The sequence below is a fragment of the Streptomyces sp. NBC_01216 genome, from assembly GCF_035994945.1.
Taxonomy (GTDB): Bacteria; Actinomycetota; Actinomycetes; order Streptomycetales; family Streptomycetaceae; genus Streptomyces.
In genome coordinates, this window is the sequence record NZ_CP108677.1 from 5400663 (window position 1) to 5418982 (window position 18320).

The 18320-nt window shown below is 72.6% G+C and carries 17 protein-coding genes; 5 read left to right on the plus strand and 12 right to left on the minus strand.

The window, feature by feature from the left end; genetic code table 11:
* Positions 1-4: 4 nt before the first annotated feature.
* Positions 5-442 carry a hypothetical protein gene (locus OG393_RS24200; RefSeq protein WP_327378529.1) on the plus strand — a complete coding sequence of 146 codons (438 nt, stop codon included), beginning with the start codon at positions 5-7 and terminating at the stop codon, positions 440-442.
* 206 nt (positions 443-648) lie between these two features.
* Here the strand turns inward: OG393_RS24200 and OG393_RS24205 are convergent, their stop codons facing one another.
* The 3 genes from OG393_RS24205 to glnII all read right to left on the minus strand — a co-directional run bounded on the left by OG393_RS24205 (position 649) and on the right by glnII (position 4324).
* Positions 649-2070 carry a DUF1996 domain-containing protein gene (locus tag OG393_RS24205; protein WP_327376794.1) on the minus strand — a complete coding sequence of 474 codons (1422 nt, stop codon included), beginning with the start codon at positions 2068-2070 and terminating at the stop codon, positions 649-651.
* Positions 2071-2159: 89 nt separating this feature from the next.
* Complete coding sequence (locus tag OG393_RS24210) at positions 2160-3146, minus strand: NAD-dependent epimerase/dehydratase family protein (protein WP_327376795.1); 987 nt, start codon at positions 3144-3146, stop codon at positions 2160-2162.
* 146 nt (positions 3147-3292) lie between these two features.
* A complete protein-coding gene (gene glnII, locus OG393_RS24215; protein WP_327376796.1) occupies positions 3293-4324 on the minus strand; it encodes a glutamine synthetase in 1032 nt (343 codons plus the stop codon).
* A gap of 495 nt (positions 4325-4819) precedes the next feature.
* On the opposite strand from glnII, the gene OG393_RS24220 reads away from it, so the two are divergent.
* On the plus strand, positions 4820-5776 hold the full coding sequence (locus OG393_RS24220) for a Gfo/Idh/MocA family protein (protein ID WP_327376797.1): 957 nt from the start codon (positions 4820-4822) through the stop codon (positions 5774-5776).
* 340 nt (positions 5777-6116) lie between these two features.
* Here the strand turns inward: OG393_RS24220 and OG393_RS24225 are convergent, their stop codons facing one another.
* The 3 genes from OG393_RS24225 to OG393_RS24235 form a co-directional block, all read right to left on the minus strand.
* Positions 6117-6761, minus strand: a complete 645-nt coding sequence (locus OG393_RS24225) for a hypothetical protein (protein ID WP_327376798.1) — start codon at positions 6759-6761, stop codon at positions 6117-6119.
* Between the two features lie 74 nt (positions 6762-6835).
* A complete protein-coding gene (pdxR, locus tag OG393_RS24230; RefSeq protein ID WP_442817355.1) occupies positions 6836-8365 on the minus strand; it encodes a MocR-like pyridoxine biosynthesis transcription factor PdxR in 1530 nt (509 codons plus the stop codon).
* A gap of 114 nt (positions 8366-8479) precedes the next feature.
* Positions 8480-8839 carry an arsenate reductase family protein gene (locus tag OG393_RS24235; protein WP_327376800.1) on the minus strand — a complete coding sequence of 120 codons (360 nt, stop codon included), beginning with the start codon at positions 8837-8839 and terminating at the stop codon, positions 8480-8482.
* A 135-nt stretch (positions 8840-8974) separates the two neighbouring features.
* Here OG393_RS24235 and OG393_RS24240 point away from each other — a divergent pair, with 135 nt between their 5' ends.
* The gene (locus OG393_RS24240) at positions 8975-9250 is read left to right on the plus strand and encodes a hypothetical protein (protein ID WP_327376801.1); all 276 of its coding nucleotides are present in this window, start codon (positions 8975-8977) and stop codon (positions 9248-9250) included.
* 102 nt (positions 9251-9352) lie between these two features.
* Here the strand turns inward: OG393_RS24240 and glnA are convergent, their stop codons facing one another.
* Positions 9353-10762, minus strand: a complete 1410-nt coding sequence (glnA, locus tag OG393_RS24245) for a type I glutamate--ammonia ligase (RefSeq protein ID WP_327376802.1) — start codon at positions 10760-10762, stop codon at positions 9353-9355.
* A gap of 221 nt (positions 10763-10983) precedes the next feature.
* Here glnA and OG393_RS24250 point away from each other — a divergent pair, with 221 nt between their 5' ends.
* Positions 10984-11451 (plus strand): RDD family protein, encoded by a 468-nt coding sequence (locus OG393_RS24250; RefSeq protein WP_327376803.1) that lies wholly within the window; start codon positions 10984-10986, stop codon positions 11449-11451.
* A gap of 246 nt (positions 11452-11697) precedes the next feature.
* On the opposite strand, the gene OG393_RS24255 is transcribed toward OG393_RS24250, so the two are convergent.
* The 4 genes from OG393_RS24255 to lipB form a co-directional block, all read right to left on the minus strand.
* Positions 11698-12402, minus strand: coding sequence for a DUF4191 domain-containing protein (locus OG393_RS24255; protein WP_327376804.1), 705 nt, complete (start codon positions 12400-12402; stop codon positions 11698-11700).
* A gap of 10 nt (positions 12403-12412) precedes the next feature.
* Positions 12413-12625, minus strand: coding sequence for an SCO2195 family GlnR-regulated protein (locus OG393_RS24260; protein ID WP_327376805.1), 213 nt, complete (start codon positions 12623-12625; stop codon positions 12413-12415).
* 375 nt (positions 12626-13000) lie between these two features.
* Positions 13001-13954 carry a lipoyl synthase gene (gene lipA / locus OG393_RS24265; protein ID WP_327376806.1) on the minus strand — a complete coding sequence of 318 codons (954 nt, stop codon included), beginning with the start codon at positions 13952-13954 and terminating at the stop codon, positions 13001-13003.
* A gap of 161 nt (positions 13955-14115) precedes the next feature.
* Positions 14116-14925, minus strand: coding sequence for a lipoyl(octanoyl) transferase LipB (lipB, locus tag OG393_RS24270; RefSeq protein WP_327376807.1), 810 nt, complete (start codon positions 14923-14925; stop codon positions 14116-14118).
* Between the two features lie 289 nt (positions 14926-15214).
* Between lipB and OG393_RS24275 the strand changes: the two genes are divergently transcribed.
* The gene (locus OG393_RS24275; RefSeq protein WP_327376808.1) at positions 15215-16804 is read left to right on the plus strand and encodes a regulator; all 1590 of its coding nucleotides are present in this window, start codon (positions 15215-15217) and stop codon (positions 16802-16804) included.
* A 151-nt stretch (positions 16805-16955) separates the two neighbouring features.
* On the opposite strand, the gene OG393_RS24280 is transcribed toward OG393_RS24275, so the two are convergent.
* On the minus strand, positions 16956-18263 hold the full coding sequence (locus OG393_RS24280) for an NAD(P)/FAD-dependent oxidoreductase (protein WP_327376809.1): 1308 nt from the start codon (positions 18261-18263) through the stop codon (positions 16956-16958).
* Positions 18264-18320 lie beyond the last annotated feature (57 nt).

The window sequence follows — 18320 nt, forward strand, 5'->3', positions numbered from 1 at the left end:
GATGATGTCTACGCGGCGAATCGTGACGGCGGCCGTTCTGGCCGCGACGGTGCTGGTGAGCGGTTGCGGCCGGGACGAGGCCCCCGAGGAGGCGACCGGCACGCTGGAGGAGATCGCCGCCCGGGCGGACTGCGCGCCGGACCTCCAGACGGAGGCGGCCGAGCTGCGCCAGGCGAGGTGTACGACGGCGGACGGCCGGTATGTCCTGCTCACCTTCGCCACGGACCGTGGTCAGCGCGAGTGGATCAACGAGGCCAAGGACTACGGCGGTTCGTACCTCGTCGGCCGCAAGTGGGTGGCTTCCGGGGACGCCGGCGCGGTCACGGCGCTGCGCGACCGGCTCGGCGGGACCGTGGAGACCGGCGCGGCGCACCAGTCGCACTCCTCTCCCCCCTCGTCCACCTCCCCCTCCGCGCACTCGGGCCACTCCGGACACCACTGACGACCGGGACGGTGCCGGGCTCCCGGCCCCGTCCCCCCGGCCCGGTGCTTCTCACCCCGGGCCGGCCGCCCCGTCACCGCCGTCGCACCCGCCCCGCCGGCCCGGATCGAGGAAGGACCCGGCCTCAGGAGCGGAGGCCGGGTCACGGGCGAGGGGGCGCGTTCCCCCGGACACCTGCGCTCCGGGGCCGCTCCGGGGGAACGGTGTCAGGAGCAGCGACGCCCCGCGTTGATACAGCGCACCATGCGGTTCATCAGTCGCTGGTCGAAGACGTTGATGAAGTCGCCGTGGTCGGTCACCGGCTTGTGCAGCTGCTCGGGGAAGGAGTCGACGGCGAATCCGGGCCCCGGCGGCACGTTGTACACGATGCGCTGCACCAGCTGCGGGATCGCCCGGAAGCCCTTGCCACACCGACCGCTTCTCGGATCGGCGAAGGCCACATGGGTGCGGTGGTTGGCGCTGTCGGCGTTCTTCCCGTCCCAGCAGCTCTGGAACCGGAACGTGCGCACCACCTTGCTGCCCTGCGGGCAGATCGGGTACTTGTCCTTCAGCTGGCGGTTCTCGAATCCGGTACACGACCACGAGGCGTTGGCGTTCGCGTTGCCGTTGGTGAACGCCTTCGCGTCGCCCGTGATGATCCGCAGGAAGCGCGGCATCGCGGTGACCTTGGACACCGGGTTTCCGACGAAGTTCAGGGTGACCTGCGCCGGAGTCTGGATCTCGCCGACGTTCTGGTCCTTGCCGCCGCCGTCGGCCTGGGCGTCGTCCTCCGCCTGGCCGTTCTGGAGCCGGAGGACGGGCCAGTAGTAGGTCGAACGGTCGCCCTGGTTACGGCAGGTGGTCTGGCCCGCAGCGAGTTCGTCGTCCCCGGCGAAGGCGTCGTTGGCCTGGTTGCCCACGTAGTCGTGCATGTGGTGAGCGCCGTTGCTCACCCCCGGCGCGACGATGATGTTGTCCGGATTGAACTTGCCGTTGGTGTTCCGACCGCAGTCGGTGACGAAGGTGCCGCGGGAGGCGCCGGAACGCGGCCGGGGGAGCCGAGCGTTGGGCCGCACCGAGCGGATGTCGGCGAAGTCGGAGGCCACCGGTCCGTTGCCGGCCTGCCCCTGGCCCGCCTCGCCGCCCCCGCCGCTCTCCCCGTTCCCGTCCTGCCCGCCGTTCTTCCGCTCGTCGTCCTCGCGCAGTGCGCAGGGCGCCAGGTCCTTCAGGCCCTGGGGTGCTTCGCCCTCCTGGCCGAGCAGGGCGACGATGCGCTGGATGATGTTCACCCGCTCGTTCTTGAGCGGGGTCAGGATCTGCTGTTCGGCGAAGTCCGGATCGCGCTCCACCCGCCGCTTGTTGTCGGCGAAGCGCCGGTAGGCGACGGTGATCTGACTGTCCAGCGTGGCCAACTGCCGGTCCACCGCGCCTCGTACCTGGTCGGGCACCGCGGGCAGCGAATCGGCCACCTCGGGACAGTCGATCGTGGAGAGCGCGGTGGTCCCGCGGTCGGGTTGTTTGCCGCGCCGGCCCTCGCCGGCCGAGGCGTAGACATTGGCTGCGACGACGCCACCCGCGCCCAGAATCAGGGCGACGGAGGCGGCGACCGCTCTTTTCACGCGCGTCGATCGTTTACGTGTGCGTCCCATGGGGCTCTATACGGACGGGAGGCGTCCTCTGTTCACTCCGGCATCGGCGGGATACCCGCGCCCCGTCGTCCGACGCGGTCGAGGAGGCGTCAGACGGACAGCAACGCGGCTTCCTGAGCGGGGGAGAGACCCAGCGACGGCCGGTCCGGGCGCTGGGGCGGCGTCCCCCCGACCGACTCCATCCAGGACCAGGTGTCCGCGACCGTCTCCGCCACCGGCCGGCACCGCAGACCCGTCGCCAGCGCCCTGGAGACGTCCGCCGTGTGCAGGGCGTCGTACATCTCGCCCGGCGGGATCCAGACCGGAAGGTCGGACCACGGCAGCACCCCCGCCGCGAGGATCCGCTCCGGATCGGTCCAACGCAGCTCCGCTCTCCCGCCCGTCACCCGCGCGCAGGCGTCGAGCAGTTCACCCGTCGTGGTGTGCCCGGGCGGGGAGACCAGGTTGTACGGCCCGCCGAGCCCGGCCCCGGCGGCGTCCAGCATCCAGTCGGCCAGGTCACGCACGTCGATGTACTGGAGCGGCAGCGTGCGGGGCCCCGGCGCGACGACCGGACCGCCCCGGGCGATCCGGCCCAGCCACCAGGGCAGCCGCCCGACGTTCTCGTACGGGCCGACGATCAGGCCCGCCCGGACCAGCAGGGTCCGGTCCTTGCCGAACTCCGCGCCGGCCGCCAGCTCACCGCCCCGCTTGGCCTCCGCGTACGGCACCTCGCCGGCGTCCGGCGAGCCCACGGTCAGCGGGCCGTCCTCGCCCAGCCCGGCCGCGGGCGGCCAGGCGTACACCGAACGGCTCGACACGTAGGCGTAGTGCCCGGCCCGGTCCGCCAGCAGCCGGGCCGCGTCCCGCACCGCCCAGGGCGCCCCGGACCAGGTGTCGACGACGGCGTCCCAAGTGCCGTCGCGGAGGGCGGCGAGCCCGTCCGGGGCCGTGCGGTCGCCGAGCAGCGAACGGACCCCGGCCGGCGGCCGATGCCGGCCGCGGTGGAAGACCGTCACCTCCCAGCCGCGGGCAAGTGCCGCCTCGGCCGTCGCCCTGCCCACGAACTCCGTACCACCCAGCATCAGAAGCCTCATGGGTACCACGGTGCCTGCCGGGGGAGCCGACGTCGTCCGGTTCCGCTCCCGGGGGAATCCGCGTACCGGCCCGCCGGCGCGCCCGCTCATGGCGGAGGGGCGCCCACCGGTCCGCGGCGGGCGCCCCTCCGAGTACGTGCGGCCGGTCAGACCTGGCCGGCCTTCTCCAGCGCCTCGCAGCAGGTGTCCACCAGAAGGCGGGTCACCACGTACGGGTCGACGTTCGCGTTCGGGCGGCGGTCCTCGATGTAGCCCTTGCGGTCCTGCTCGACCTGCCACGGGATACGGACCGACGCACCGCGGTCCGAGACGCCGTAGGAGTACTCGTCCCACGGAGCCGTCTCGTGCAGACCGGTCAGACGGTCGTCGATGCCCGCGCCGTAGTTCTTCACGTGGTCGAGCGGCTTGGAGCCCTGGCCCAGGGACTCACACGCGGTGATGATCGCGTCGTAGCCCTCGCGCATCGCCTTCGTGGAGAAGTTGGTGTGCGCGCCCGCGCCGTTCCAGTCGCCCTTCACCGGCTTCGGGTCCAGCGTCGCCGAGACCTTGAAGTCCTCGGCCGTGCGGTACAGCAGCCAGCGCGCGATCCACAGCTGGTCGGCGACGTCGAGCGGCGCCAGCGGGCCCACCTGGAACTCCCACTGACCCGGCATCACCTCGGCGTTGATGCCGGAGATGCCCAGGCCCGCGACCAGGCAGTTCTCCAGGTGCGCCTCGACGACGTCACGGCCGAAGATCTCGTCCGCGCCGACACCGCAGTAGTAGCCGCCCTGCGGGGCGGGGAAGCCGCCGACCGGGAAGCCGAGCGGACGCTCGCCGTCGAAGAAGGTGTACTCCTGCTCGATGCCGAAGATGGGCTCCTGCGAGGCGTACGTCGCGTAGACCTCGGCCAGCGCGGCACGGGTGTTCGACTCGTGCGGCGTCATGTCCGTGTTCAGGACCTCGCACATCACCAGGATGTCGTCGCCGCCGCGGATCGGGTCCGGGCAGACGAAGACCGGCTTGAGGACGCGGTCCGAGGCGTGGCCCTTGGCCTGGTTCGTGCTGGAACCGTCGAAGCCCCAGATCGGCAGCTCCTCCAGCGTGGCGCCCGTGCCGGCCAGAATCTTCGTCTTCGAGCGAAGCTTCGCGGTCGGTGCGGTGCCGTCGATCCAGATGTACTCAGCCTTGAAGGTCACGGGCCTCATCCTTTGGGCGTGCTGCTGCGGGTGCCCGCGGCGGCTCGCTACGCTGCGAGAGCTGCGGTGTGTCTCTGCGCGCAGCTTCGCAACAGGGGATTTCCCGTCCGTTGCCCGTGTGTGAACCCCTTGTTACTCAGGTTTCCTGCTTTTCTCGCAGGCGCCGTGCGGTCACGTGCGCGCTCAGCAGCGAGCCGGGAACGGCCCCCTCGACCGGACCTCCCCGGCCGTCGGAACGCGCGGCGTGAGCCGCCGTACGTCGCAACCGGAGGCGTCGTATACGGGGTTCACGTGGACGACGCCCATCTCCCGCCGCGGATCGATCCGGGCGCGCCGGACACGGAGCACCTCGCCGGCGAGTCCGGGCGGCAAGTTCCGGAAGTCGCGCCGGAGTCCCGTGTCCGGCCGGGAGAACGTACCACCGGGTCCGGGGGCGGTTCCGAAGGATTTCCGGCCGGACGACCCGCCGTCGGAGCCGACCGGCAGACTGGGGCCATGACGAAACTTCCGGTCACCACGCCGCGCATCGGGCTCCTCGGTACCGGCCCCTGGGCCGAGCGCACCCACGCCCCGGTTCTCGCCGCTCACCCGGGGGTCGAGTTCAGCGGTGTCTGGGGCAGACGGCCCGAGGCGGCGGCCGAGCTCGCCGCCGCCCGTGGCACGCGGGCGTACGACGACGTAGACGCGCTCTTCGCGGCCAGCGACGCCGTGGCCCTCGCGCTGCCCCCGGACGTGCAGGCGCCGCTCGCGGTGCGGGCCGCCGAGGCGGGCTGCCACGTCCTCATGGACAAACCCGTGGCGACGACGGTCCCGGGAGCGCGTGACGTGGCGCGGGCGGTGGAGCGGGCCGGCGTCGCGTCGGTGGTCTTCTGCACGCTCCGGTTCGCCGAGCCGACGGCCCGGTGGATCGACGACCAGGCGGCGGCGGGCGGCTGGTTCCTCGGGGAGGCGCACTGGCTCGGAGCCCTGTTCGCGCCCGGCGCGACGAGCGCGTACGCGGCCTCCCCGTGGCGCCGGGAGAAGGGCGGGCTGTGGGACGTCGGCCCGCACGTCCTCTCGGTGTACCTGCCCGTCCTCGGCGACGTCACGGAGATCACCTCCGTACCCGGCCCGGCGGACACCAGCCACCTGGTCCTGCGGCACGCCTCGGGCGCGAGCAGCACGGCGACCCTGACCCTGAGCGCCCCGCCGGAGGCCGCCGAGGCCGCGCTCACGCTGTACGGCACGCGGGGGAAGACGACGATGCCGGCGTGGGAGGGCGCACTCGGTGCCTTCGAAGCGGCGGTCGACGCACTGCTGGAAGCCGCCCGGACGGGAGTGCCGCACGCCTGCGACGCCCGCTTCGGGCTGCGGCTCACGGAGATCCTCGCCGAGGCCGAGGCCGAGACCGGGAGAGGCCGTGGGGGAGCGGCGGGGGGAGGGCCGGTGCCGGAGCCCGGGGCACGGCCGTAGCCGGGACTCGCCGCCGCGGCGGCCGTCGACGGCGGGGACCGGAGGCGCCGGGACCCGTCCCACGGGGCACACCGGAGCCTCCGCCCCTTCCTCCTTTCCCCTGCGTCCGGGTCCGGTCCGCGGCCGGTCCCACCGGTCTCGCGGCGTCCTGCCGAACCCCTCCTGCCGGCCGGACGAGGACCCCTTCGGCCCTGCGGACGCGGGTACTCCCGCGCCGCCCGGCCCGGCACCTGGCTGTCGTCACGGCGACCGGTGACGCCCCGCCCAGGGACGCCGTTCCGCCGTGCCAGGTGCCGCACCGGGCGACGCGGACACGCACCGCGCCGATCCGGGGCCGCTCTCAGCCGACCCGTTCGATCCGGGCCCGCCGGATCAGGAACTTGCCGGGCTCACGGACCTGTTCGAATGCCTCGTCGTTGAGCAGGACGCAACTCCCTGAGACGGAGGTGACCTCCACCGTCGTCGCCTGGGAGTTGTCCAGGTTTGTCACCTTCAGCCGGGTGCCGAGCGGGAACCGGTCGCTGGACGCGGCCGGCGCGCCGCCTTCGCCGGACAGCGTCACCGTGGAACCGGCACACACCACGTCACCGCCCTGACCGCCACCGCTTTCCTGACCGCCGTCGCCCTGGCCGTCAGCCTCGGCTCCGGGGGGCGGTGCCGGGTCCGCGGCGGCCGGAGGGGCCGCGCCCACCGTCGTCTCCCGGGCCCCCGAACCCTCCGCACACCCCGAAGCCGCCTGTTTCCGCCGGATCTCCGCGAGCACCTCCTCGCGGTTGGCGATCCGCGCTTCCGAGAGCGCGTCCGGGGTGGCGCGCTGCTCCGCGATGAACCGCTCGTTTCCGGCGAACGCCGATGCCAGGCCGTCACAGGCGACCGACGCCTGGCTCGTCCCGGTCATCACCACGGCCGTGCCCCCGACGAGTACGGCCGCGCCCGCCAGCAGCGCGAACTTCCTGTTCCGACTGAGCGTCTTCCTACGTGACACGTGAGGCTCCGTTCGTCTCCTGTCGGTCCCTGTGGCCTCAGGTACGAGGAGCGCGCCCGTTCCGCTCAATTCCCTCAGGAATCAGTGGTGTTCATCGTCTCCGTGAGCGCCGCGCACAGCGCGTCGAGGGCCGGTCCGTACAACCGCTCCGGCGGCGTCGCGTAGCCGACCACCAGGCCGTCCCGCCGGGGGAGCGAGACCGCGTCCGGATGCCGGTACCCGTCCAGGCCCTCGACCGCGACCCCGTGCCGCGCCGCCGCGGCGACCGTCGCGCGCTCCGTCCCCGCGGGCAGCTCCACCACCGCGTGCAGCCCGGCCGCGATCCCGGTGACCCGCACTCGCGGAACGCGCGCGGCGAGCACCGCCACCAGCCGGTCCCGCCGCTCGCGGTGATGCCGGCGCATCCGGCGCACCTGCCGGTCGTACCCGCCCGACGCGACGAAGTCGGCGAGGGTGAGCTGCTCGGTCGCGGAGGAGTACGGTTCGCGCTCGCCCTTGGCCGCCACGACCTCGGACACCAGCCCCGCGGGCAGCACCAGCCAGCCGAGCCGCAGGGCGGGCGACAGGCTCTTGCTGACCGAGCCGATGAAGGCCGTGCGGTCCGGATCGAGATCCTGGAGCGCGCCGACGGGGCGACGGTCGTAACGGAACTCCCCGTCGTAGTCGTCCTCCAGGACCAGTCCACCGGTCGACCGGGCCCACCCCACGACCGCCGCGCGCCGCTCGGCGTGCAGGGGCCCACCGGTCGGGAACTGATGGGCCGGCGTCAGGAGCACCGCACCGGCGTCGCGGGGGAGCCGCCCGACCCGGGCGCCGTCCTCGTCGACCTCGACCGGCACCGTGCGGACACCCGCGTCGGCGAGCAGCGCCCGGTGGAACGGCAGACCGTACGCCTCGACCGCCCAGGTCGCCTCGCCACCGCCCACGACCCGGGCCAGCAGCCGCAGCGCGTGCGCCGCGCCGGCACAGATCACGATCCGCTCCGGCTCCGTCCGGACGCCGCGGACCCGCCCCAGATATCCGGCGAGTGCCCGCCGCAACTCGACCCGGCCCCGCGGGTCGCCGATGCCGAATGCCTCGTCCGGGGCCGCCGTCCACGCCCGCCGGGCCGAGGCCAGCCAGGCGGTACGGGGGAAGTGTGCGGGGTCCGGCCTGCCCTGCACCAGGTCGTAGGCGAGGGCGGCCGTCGCGCCCCGGCCCCCCGCCTCCTCCGCCGTCGGTTCCGTCTCCGCCGACACCGACGCCGCCGCCCGCGTGGACACCCGGGTGCCCGAGCCCTGCCGGGACGTCAGCCACCCCTCGGCGACGAGCTCCGCGTAGGCGTCGGCCACCGTGTTCCGGGCCAGCCCCAGGTCGGCGGCGAGCGACCGGTAGGGCGGCAGCCGCACCCCGGGCGCCAGACGTCCGCCGCGCACCGCCTCCCGCAGCGCACGGGTCAGCACGGCCCGGCGACTGCCCGTACCGGCCAGTTCCAGATGCAGATCGGCCCCGAGGACCTCGGCGGCCCCGATCCACGCACGCGGCACGGGTGTTTCGCCCCTCGACGGCCCGTCCCGCACCGGTCCCTCGGACACGTCCACCTCCGGTCTCGTTCCCCGGACCATCCGGACCGGCAGGATTATCGCCGAACGGGCCGACAGCCGTCCCCGGGAGCCACACCACGGCCGAACCGAACGCCGCGTTCCGCGCCCGCCGAGGCCGGTGGCCCCCCTCGGACCTCAGCGCGTGAGGACGTCCCGCACGGCCTCCTCGGTACGCCCCACCACGGCCGTGCCGTCCTCGGCGGTGATGATCGGCCGTTGGATCAGCCGCGGATGTGCCGCCAGCGCCTCCACCCACCGGTCCCGGCTCGCCTCGTCCCGCGGCCAGTCCCGCAGGCCCAGTTCCTCGGCGGCTCTCTCCCCGGTGCGGGTGATGTCCCAGGGTTCGAGCCCGAGGCGCTTCAGCACGGCCCGGATCTCGTCCGGGGCCGGAACATCCTCCAGATAGCGGCGCACGGTGTAGGCGGCGCCCTCCGCGTCGAGCAGAGCGAGGGCGCCACGGCACTTGGAACAGGCGGGATTGATCCAGATCTCCATATCGCCAAGGTACTGCCAGAAGGCACCCGAACACCCTCTGGCCAGGGATGATTGTCAGTGGGCGCGGGTAAAATCAGGAGTGAAGGCGAGGGTCCCGGGGAGGGCCCGCGCCTACCGTCCGTCAGGAGGTCGCCCATGGCCGTCGCCATGATCCGGACACCGTCCCTCGAACCCTGGACGCCTCTCAGGAAGCAGCCGCTCCCCGCGGGGCGCCCCCGCGAGTGGTACGTCACCCACAACCGTCGTCTGAAGGCCATGCGCCTCGCGATCGCGCTGCTCGACGCGGGAGTCCACGAACCGGCGAGGGCCGGGAACGCCAAGATACGCGTCACCGCCGAGCTCCTCGGCATCCGTCCGCCGTCCGACACCACCTGCGCGATGGTGCGTGCCCTGATCCGCTACGGCCGCTGATCCCGGCCGCACCGGTACACGACGAAGGCCGCCGTCCCCGGGATTCCCGGGGACGGCGGCCCTTACCGTCGTCGGCGAGGCGGCCCGTCGGCCGCCCTCCTCCTAGAGGTCGTAGTAGAGCTCGAACTCGTGCGGGTGCGGACGCAGCTGGATCGGCGCGATCTCGTTGGTGCGCTTGTAGTCGATCCAGGTCTCGATCAGGTCGGAGGTGAAGACACCGCCGGCCTGCAGGTACTCGTTGTCCGCCTCCAGGGCGTCCAGGACCGCCGGGAGCGAGGTCGGGACCTGGGCGACGCCCGCGTGCTCCTCCGGGGCCAGCTCGTAGAGGTCCTTGTCGATCGGCTCGGCCGGCTCGATCTTGTTCTTGATGCCGTCGAGACCCGCGAGGAGCAGGGCCGAGAAGGCGAGGTACGGGTTCGAGGACGGGTCCGGCGCGCGGAACTCGACGCGCTTGGCCTTCGGGTTCGAGCCCGTGATCGGGATACGCATGGCGGCGGAGCGGTTGCGCTGCGAGTACACCAGGTTGACCGGGGCCTCGAAACCGGGGACCAGGCGGTGGTAGGAGTTCACCGTCGGGTTGGTGAAGGCCAGCAGCGACGGCGCGTGCTTCAGGATGCCGCCGATGTAGTAGCGGGCGGTGTCCGAGAGACCCGCGTAGCCCGCCTCGTCGTAGAACAGCGGCGAACCACCGGTCCACAGCGACTGGTGGACGTGCATGCCCGATCCGTTGTCACCGAAGATCGGCTTCGGCATGAAGGTCGCGGTCTTGCCGTTGCGCCAGGCGACGTTCTTCACGATGTACTTGAAGAGCATCAGGTCGTCGGCCGCGGCGAGCAGCGTGTTGAACTTGTAGTTGATCTCGGCCTGGCCGGCGGTGCCGACCTCGTGGTGCTGGCGCTCGACCTGCAGGCCGACGTTCTCCAGCTCCAGGGAGATCTCGGAGCGCAGGTCGGCGAAGTGGTCGACCGGCGGGGCCGGGAAGTAGCCGCCCTTGTAGCGGACCTTGTAACCGCGGTTGTTCTCCTCCGCACCGGTGTTCCAGGCGCCCGCCTCGGAATCGATGTGGTAGAAGCCCTGGTTCGCCGAGGTCTCGAAGCGCACCGAGTCGAAGACGTAGAACTCCGCCTCGGGGCCGAAGTAGGCGGTGTCGGCGATGCCGGTGGAGGCCAGGTACGCCTCGGCCTTCTTCGCGATGTTGCGGGGGTCGCGGCTGTACTGCTCGCCCGTGATCGGGTCGTGGATGAAGAAGTTGATGTTGAGTGTCTTGTCCCGGCGGAACGGGTCGACACGGGCCGTCGACAGGTCCGCGCGCAGGGCCATGTCCGACTCGTGGATCGCCTGGAAGCCGCGGATCGACGAACCGTCGAAGGCGAGCTCGTCGGCCGGGTCGAACGCCGTCGCCGGGATCGTGAAGTGCTGCATCACTCCCGGAAGGTCACAGAAACGGACGTCGACCATCTTGACGTCGTTGTCCTTGATGAACTTCTTGGCCTCGTCGGCGTTCTGGAACATCCAACTCCTCCTACTCCCGGCCCGGGGAGGGGCGGGGTTGCAGCTTCCTTGTGCGGCCAGTGCGGTGGCACACGCTGGACCCGACCTTAGGCAGACGGGATTTCTCCAGCGTGACCCAATTGTTTCGCCCAAGTTAACCGGGCCGGTGGCGTCCGGCATCGCGGAGCGCCGTGTCGGACCCGGCCCGAAGTGATCAAAATCGGGCGCAGTACCGTGGACGCGTGGACAACAGGCAAGCAATGGGATCGTGGCTCTCGGGCCCCCGCGCCGCGGCCGAGGAAGCGGGCGTCGACTTCGGATACCGGGGGCAGCAGCTCGGTCTCCCCGAGGAGGGCCCCGGTTCGGTCGCCCGCCCCGGGCGACGCATGGGAGCTCTCGTCGTCGACTGGGCGCTGTGCATGCTCATCGCATACGGCCTGATCACCCATGGCTACAGCCAGGCGACCGGCAACTGGGCCCTGGTCATCCTCCTCGTGCTCAGCGTCCTCACCGTCGGCACGGTCGGCTCCACTCCCGGCAAGCGGCTCTTCGGCCTCCGGGTCGTCTCGGTCCGCGGCGGGCGCCTGGGCGCCGTCCGGGTCGCGGTCCGCAGCGTGCTCGTCTGCCTGGCCATCCCCGCCCTCATCTGGGACCGCGACGGCCGCGGCCTCCACGACCGTCTCGCGGGCGCCGTCCAGGTCCGCATCTGAGGTCCGCGTACGGTCGGCGCGTCCCCCGGGCGGCTCACGGGGGAGCCTCTCCAGTGCCGTCTCCGGGGCTTCACTCCCGCGTCCGCGCCCCGGGACCGGTGGATGCCCCCGGAGCGCCGAGACGCCACCGCGCCGAGGGCCGCCGTCGGCGTCCCGTGCCGGCGTCGACGCCGACACCCCACCGGACAGAGCGAAGGGCGCCCGGGGACCTCTCGGTCCCCGGGCGCCCTTCGCGTGTCGGAGTGCTCAGCGCATCTTTCCGCCGCGTGGCATCCGCATGCCCTTCGGCATCGGACCCTTCGGCAGCGGCATGTTGCTCATCAGGTCGCCCATCGCCCGCAGCCGGTCGTTGGCCACGGTCACCTGCGGGCCGGTGAGGACCCGAGGCAGCTTCAGCATGGTCGTGCGGACCTTCTTCAGCGGTACCTGGCCCTCGCCCTCGCCGACGATGATGTCGGTCACCGGTACGTCGACGACGATGCGGGCCATCTTCTTCTTCTCGGCCGCCAGAAGCGTCCTGAGCCGGTTCGGGTTGCCCTCGGCCACCAGCACGATGCCGGCGCGCCCGACGGCCCGGTGCACGACGTCCTGATTGCGGTTCATCGCGACCGCCGGAGTCGTCGTCCAGCCGCGCCCGACGTTCTGCAGCACCGCCGCCGCCGCACCCGGCTGGCCCTCCATCTGCCCGAAAGCCGCCCGCTCGGCGCGCCGCCCGAAGATGATCGCCATCGCGAGCAGCGCCAGGACGAAGCCCAGGATGCCCAGGTAGACCGGGTGCCCGATCAGGAAGCCGATCGCGAGGAGGACACCGAGTACGACGATGCCCACGCCCGCGACGACAAGCCCGACCTTCGGGTCGGCCTTTCGGGTCATCTTGTACGTGAGGGCGATCTGCTTCAGTCGCCCCTGGTTCGCAGCGTCACCGCTGCCCGTGTTTGCCTTCCTCGCCATGCCCCGAAGTTTACGTGGCCCGCGAAGCGCGACCAGCCACGGCCTCCATCACGTGCTGGGCCTCGACCCGGTCCTTGGCCCGGCGACGGTCCTCCAGGACGGAGGTCCAGGCGTTGCGACGGGCGGTCCGCTGGCCGCTGCCGAGCAGCAGGGCCTCCACGGCCCTCAGGGCATCGGTGACGGACGGGATCGCGGTGGCGCGGACGTGGGTCGCGGCCTGCATGACGGGGTCCTCCCTCGAGCATGGATGAGAGGTGGGGGCTGAGCGGTGTCGTGGCGGTGAGTAAAGCCAGGCTCACAGACTGGTGTTACCAGTGCGTGACCCGGTGGTCAAACACTGATGAAACGTTGATGCGGCCATTCGTACGACCCCGGAGACGACGGCGCGGCCCGTGCACCCCGCCTGAGCTGCGAGGGTGCGCGAACCGCGCGAAATCCGGCCACTACCGGCCGGTAACCACTTGTGCGCCGATTCACACGGCGCGGACGACCGGCACCCGAACCGACCCGGCGCGACCACCGGACACCGGTGGTCGCGCCGCGTCTCGCCGTCGCTGCGGTCGCGTGCCCGCCCTCGTTCCTCGGACGAACCCGCACCCTACGCTCCGGCTCGGCTCCGCTGCTCCATGGCCTGCTGGTAGAGGCGACCCGCCCGGTACGACGAGCGGACCAGCGGACCCGACATCACACCGGAGAAGCCGATCTCTTCGGCCTCCTCCTTCAGCTCCACGAACTCCTCCGGCTTCACCCAACGCTCCACAGGGTGATGCCGGACCGACGGACGCAGATACTGCGTGATCGTGATCAGCTCACATCCCGCGTCATGCAACTGACGCAACGCCTCGCTGACCTCCTCACGCGTCTCGCCCATCCCCAGGATCAGATTCGACTTCGTGACCAGACCGTAGTCACGCGCCTTCGTGATGACCTCCAGCGAACGCTCGTACCGGAAACCCGGACGAATCCGCTTGAAGATCCGCGGCACCGTCTCCACGTTGTGCGCGAAGACCTCCGGACGGGAAGCGAAGACCTCCCCCAGAAGCTCCGGCACGGCGTTGAAATCAGGAGCCAGCAACTCCACCTTCGTACGCCCGTCGGCCCGGTCCGCCGTCTGCTCGTGGATCTGGCGCACCGTCTCGGCGTACAACCAGGCACCACCGTCCTCCAGATCGTCACGCGCCACACCGGTGATCGTGGCGTAGTTCAGATCCATCGTGACGACCGACTCACCCACCCGGCGCGGCTCGTCACGGTCCAGGGCCTCAGGCTTGCCCGTGTCGATCTGACAGAAATCGCAACGCCGCGTGCACTGGTCACCACCGATGAGGAACGTGGCCTCCCGGTCCTCCCAGCACTCGAAGATGTTCGGACAGCCCGCCTCCTGGCAGACCGTGTGCAGCCCCTCGCTCTTCACGAGACCCTGCATCTTCGTGTACTCGGGACCCATCTTCGCCCGGGTCTTGATCCACTCGGGCTTGCGCTCGATGGGGGTCTGGGCGTTACGGACCTCCAGGCGCAGCATCTTGCGTCCGTCGGGTGCGACTGCGGACACGACCGGCTCCCTGTAGCTTCGATTCTTCGGCGCACACCAGGGTACGCCCGTTGTTCATACGGTTTTACGTCTGGCCAACCTATGGCCATGACTCGGCATTCCCGCCGCGTCCACCCGGACGGGCGCGAGTGACGCGACGGCGCCGGCCCGCGCCACCCGGCCTAGGCCGGGGCCGCGGCCGTCCGGGGCTCGATCTCGCGCGGCTTCGGCTCCGCGTTCTCCAGGACCGCCCGCAGATGCCTCTCCACCACCGGCAGCACCTCCTCCACCGAGACGTCCCGGCCCAGCTCGCGTGCCAGCGAGGCCACACCGGCGTCCCGGATACCGCACGGGATGATCCGGTCGAACCAGGTGTTGTCCGGGTTCACGTTCAACGCGAAACCGTGCATCGTGACGCCCTTGGCGACCCGGATGCCGATCGCCGCCAGCTTCCGGTCCTCGCGTCGCTGGCCCGCGTTGGAAGGAGCGTACTCCGGGCCGTTCAGCCGCGGGTCGAACTCCTCGTCGGTCAGGCGCGGGTCGAAATCGAGCGAGAGGCCGCCCAGCGACGGACGCCGCTCCACAGGGTCGCCCAGCACCCACACGCCACTGCGCCCCTCGATCCGGGTCGTCTCCAGCCCGAACTCGGCGGCGGTGCGGATCAGCGCGTCCTCCAGCCGCCGGACATGGGCCACGACGTCGACCGGGCGGGGCAACTTCATGATCGGGTAGCCGACGAGCTGGCCGGGGCCGTGCCAGGTGATCTTGCCGCCCCGGTCCACGTCCACGACCGGAGTGCCGTCCAGAGGCCGCTCCGACTCCGCGGTGCGGCGGCCGGCCGTGTACACGGGAGGGTGCTCCAGCAGCAGACACGTGTCGTCGATCTCGTCGGCGAACCGGGCCGCGTGGACCTCCCGCTGCTTGTCCCAGGCCGCCCGGTAATCGACGGCGTCGTCACCGAAGCCCAAGCGGACGAATCGCAGCTCACTCACGGCCATACCTCCTCCTGGGTCCCGGGCGCCGGCGCCCGGGGATCGTCCCGGCCGGCGCGGCACCCTGCTTCACTCGCGCCCACGCCACTGTACGGCGGAGCCGGGGCACCCGGTCCGGCAGGTAGCGGAAGGCCCGGCCGCGTCAGCAACACCCCCAATCCTCACACGATCGGATGAATGTGGGGCGAAGGTGGCGGTAGGGCCGCTGAAGACCGCTAAATTCGCGCCGTTCCATGAGGGCCCACCCAAGCCGCCACCCGGGCCCGGAAGGCAGGAGACCGCACAGCTGATGACGGAACGACCCCCGCAGCGCACCCCGAACCGCAGGCTCGCCGCGCTCATCGCCGAAGCCGGCTTCTCCAACGCGGGACTGGCGAGAAGGGTCGACCAGCTCGGTCTGGAGCACGGACTGGACCTGCGGTACGACAAGACCTCCGTGACCCGCTGGCTACGCGGCCAGCAGCCGAGGGGCACGACGCCCGCGCTGATCGCCGAGGTCTTCACCCGCCGGCTGGGTCGCCGGCTCTCCGCGCAGGACCTCGGGCTCGACGCCTGCGCGCCCGTGTACGCCGGTCTCGAGTTCGCGGCGAGCCCCGAGGAGGCCGTCGACATCGTGAGCGGCCTGTGGCGCAAGGACTCCGGCAGCCAGGTCGAGCTGCGCAAGATCGCCTTCACTCCGGCCGGACTCGTGGTCCCCAGCCGGGACTGGCTCATCGGCCAGGCCGACGAACGGGTGTCCCGGAGTGAGCCGGCCGGCCCCCAGGGGAGCCCCCGGGCGGACGGACGCGTGACTCCGCCCGCGGGCCTCCCGCGCGGCGGCCGGCCCGGGACCGCGACCGGCCCGGACGCCCACCCGGCCCTCGGCCCGGACGCGGGCCGGCTCGCCGCCGTCCGCCGGCCGCCCCAGGACCCGCGCGTCCCGCCGCAGGGCCGCCCGTCCGTGCCGCGGCAACGGGGCGTGGACCGGGGAGCCGGACAGCGCGTGTCCAGCGGGGACATCGCCGCCCTCCGCTCGGTCGGCGAGCTCTTCCGCACCCTCGACCACGCCTACGGCGGCGGCCACGCCCGGCAGGCCCTCGTCCGCTACCTGGAGCACGAGACAGAGCCGATGCTGCGCGGCACCTACGGCGAGTCCGTCGGCCGCCGCCTGTTCGGCGCCGCCGCGGACCTGACCCGGCTGGCCGGCTGGACCTCGTACGACATCGCCGCCCACGGCCTCGCGCAGCGGTACTTCGTCCAGGCGTTGCGGCTCGCCCAGGCCGCGGGGGACCGGGCGTACGGCTCGTACGTCCTGATCACGATGAGCCGTCAGGCCGTCTACCTGGGGCACGGGCGGGAGGCGGTCCAGCTCGCCAGGGTCGCCCAGCAGGGCGTCGGCTCCGCGGCGCCGCCCGTCGTCCAGGCCCTGCTCCACGCGGTGGAGGCACGGGCCCACGCGGTGCTCGGCGAGGCGCGCGGGTGCGGCGCCTCGCTGGCCCGCGCCGAACGGGCCCTCGAAGCGGCCCGGTCGGGCGACGAGGTGCCCCACTGGGCCCGGTCGTTCGACGAAGGGCAGCTGGCCGACGAGTTCGGGCACTGCCACCGGGACCTTCAGCAGTACCGCCCTGCCGCGCAGCACGCCGAGCGTTCCCTCCAGCTCCGCGCCCCCGGCTTCGCCCGCAGCCGCCTCTTCTGTCGCGTGGTCCTGGCCACGGCGCGCCTCGGGCTCGGCGAACTGGACCAGGCGTGCGCTCTCGGCGCGGAGGCGGCCCAGCAGGCGTCGGAGATGCGCTCGGCGCGGGCGGTGGAGTACGTACGTGACTTCGAACGCCGGTTGGAGCCGTACCGCGACGCCTCGGCGGTCCGCACCTACCGCGACCGGGTCGCCGCGATCGGCTGACGCGGTGCCGGCAGTGCCGGGGCGAGCCGCCCCGCCGGCCCGGCACCCGGACCACCCCGGGGCCCTGGTGCGGCGGAGGCTTCGGGGGGCGGTGCGCCCCCGGTTCCCGGCTGTCGGAGCCGGTGACCGGGGGTGGCCGCTCGCGGCCCTGTCACGCGACCGCGTGACAGGGCCGCGCCTCACCGTGCGGCCGGACGCCCAGGTCCGTCAGGACGGCGCGGGCCGCGCGACGGCCCGAGAGCAGCGCGGACGGAGGAGTGCCCGTCTCGCGGTGGTCGCCGCACACATAGAGTCCCGCCAGCAGGCGGACCGGGCGGTGTGTGTCGTGCGGCGGCGGCATGGCCGGGATCGCGTCCCAGGTGTGGTGGAGACCCAGCAGCTCCCATTCGTCCGTCGACGTGCCGTACAGCGTCGCGAGGTGCTTGCGGACCCGGCGGTCCGGGTCGTCCGGCGGGGCGCCGAGGACCGTCGAGGTGACCAGCGTCCGGCCCCGTGGTGCCCGCGTCGGGTCGACCGCGCTCATCACCGCCGAGTGCGCGACCGGGCCGCCCGGATCGGCCTCCAGGACCAGGACCGGAGCGGACAAGGGCGCCGCCGGGGCTGTGTGGTGCAGAACCGTCACCGCGTGGAAACGGGGCACCCACAGCCCCGGCAGCAGCTCCGCCGCGGCGCGGGCCCCGGTCGCCACGATGACCGAGCGGCAGCCGAACGAGCCGTGCCCGGCCGTCGCGACCCCGTTCGTGGACACCTCGGTCACCCGGACCCCCGTACGGACGGTGCCCGGCGGGAGCGTCGACACCAGCAGGGCGGGCAGCGTGTCCGCGCCGCCCTCCGGCACGCACAGCCGGCCCCGGGCGAAGGCCCGCAGGGCAAGGTCGGCCACGCGCCGCGAGGTGGTGAGGTCGGGGTCGGCGAGCAGCGCGGCCAGCAGCGGACGCAGGAAGCCCTCGACGGTACGGGCGGGCAGACGGGCCGCCAGCGCCTCGCGCGCGGTCCGCTCCTCGCGCCCGAGCAGCCGCTGCGCGGGCGTCGCGGCCAGCCTCGCCAGCGCGGCACCCAGGCGGGCCTGGTCGAGCGAGGCGGCCGCGTTGCGGGGGGCGCTCGCCAGGGCGCGCGCCATCGTGAACGCCCCCCGCACGCTCCCCGGTTCGCCGGTCCTGACGTACCGCCCGTCGTTGTGCACCAGGGCTCCGGGGGCGAACGGCCGCAGCACCACCCCGTCGAGTCCCGGGGTGCGGTGCAGTTCGGCGTACGAGGTGGTGAGCAGTGGTCCGAACCGGTCGAGCCGGTAGCCGCCGACGTCGTCGGTGAGCATCCGGCCGCCCACTCCCGGACCGGCCTCCAGGACCGTCACACCGACTCCAGCGCTGGTCAGCCGGTGGGCGGCGGACAGCCCCGCGATGCCGGCTCCGACGATGACGACGTCCGTGTGGTGTGCGTGGCGTGCGGTACTGAGCACGTGCCCCTCCCCAGGTCGGCGCGGCTGGTGGGGGGCCTATGCCCCCAACAGACCCTC

What these genes read in the sequence shown, in the direction of transcription:
- OG393_RS24200 (WP_327378529.1), top strand. Translation starts at nt 5, where the DNA reads ATGTCTACGCGGCGAATCGTGACGGCGGCCGTTCTGGCCGCGACGGTG.
- OG393_RS24205 (WP_327376794.1), bottom strand. Translation starts at nt 2,070, where the DNA reads ATGGGACGCACACGTAAACGATCGACGCGCGTGAAAAGAGCGGTCGCC.
- OG393_RS24210 (WP_327376795.1), bottom strand. Translation starts at nt 3,146, where the DNA reads ATGAGGCTTCTGATGCTGGGTGGTACGGAGTTCGTGGGCAGGGCGACG.
- OG393_RS24220 (WP_327376797.1), top strand. Translation starts at nt 4,820, where the DNA reads ATGACGAAACTTCCGGTCACCACGCCGCGCATCGGGCTCCTCGGTACC.
- pdxR (WP_442817355.1), bottom strand. Translation starts at nt 8,365, where the DNA reads ATGGTCCGGGGAACGAGACCGGAGGTGGACGTGTCCGAGGGACCGGTG.
- OG393_RS24235 (WP_327376800.1), bottom strand. Translation starts at nt 8,839, where the DNA reads ATGGAGATCTGGATCAATCCCGCCTGTTCCAAGTGCCGTGGCGCCCTC.
- OG393_RS24240 (WP_327376801.1), top strand. Translation starts at nt 8,975, where the DNA reads ATGGCCGTCGCCATGATCCGGACACCGTCCCTCGAACCCTGGACGCCT.
- glnA (WP_327376802.1), bottom strand. Translation starts at nt 10,762, where the DNA reads ATGTTCCAGAACGCCGACGAGGCCAAGAAGTTCATCAAGGACAACGAC.
- OG393_RS24255 (WP_327376804.1), bottom strand. Translation starts at nt 12,402, where the DNA reads ATGGCGAGGAAGGCAAACACGGGCAGCGGTGACGCTGCGAACCAGGGG.
- OG393_RS24260 (WP_327376805.1), bottom strand. Translation starts at nt 12,625, where the DNA reads ATGCAGGCCGCGACCCACGTCCGCGCCACCGCGATCCCGTCCGTCACC.
- OG393_RS24275 (WP_327376808.1), top strand. Translation starts at nt 15,215, where the DNA reads ATGACGGAACGACCCCCGCAGCGCACCCCGAACCGCAGGCTCGCCGCG.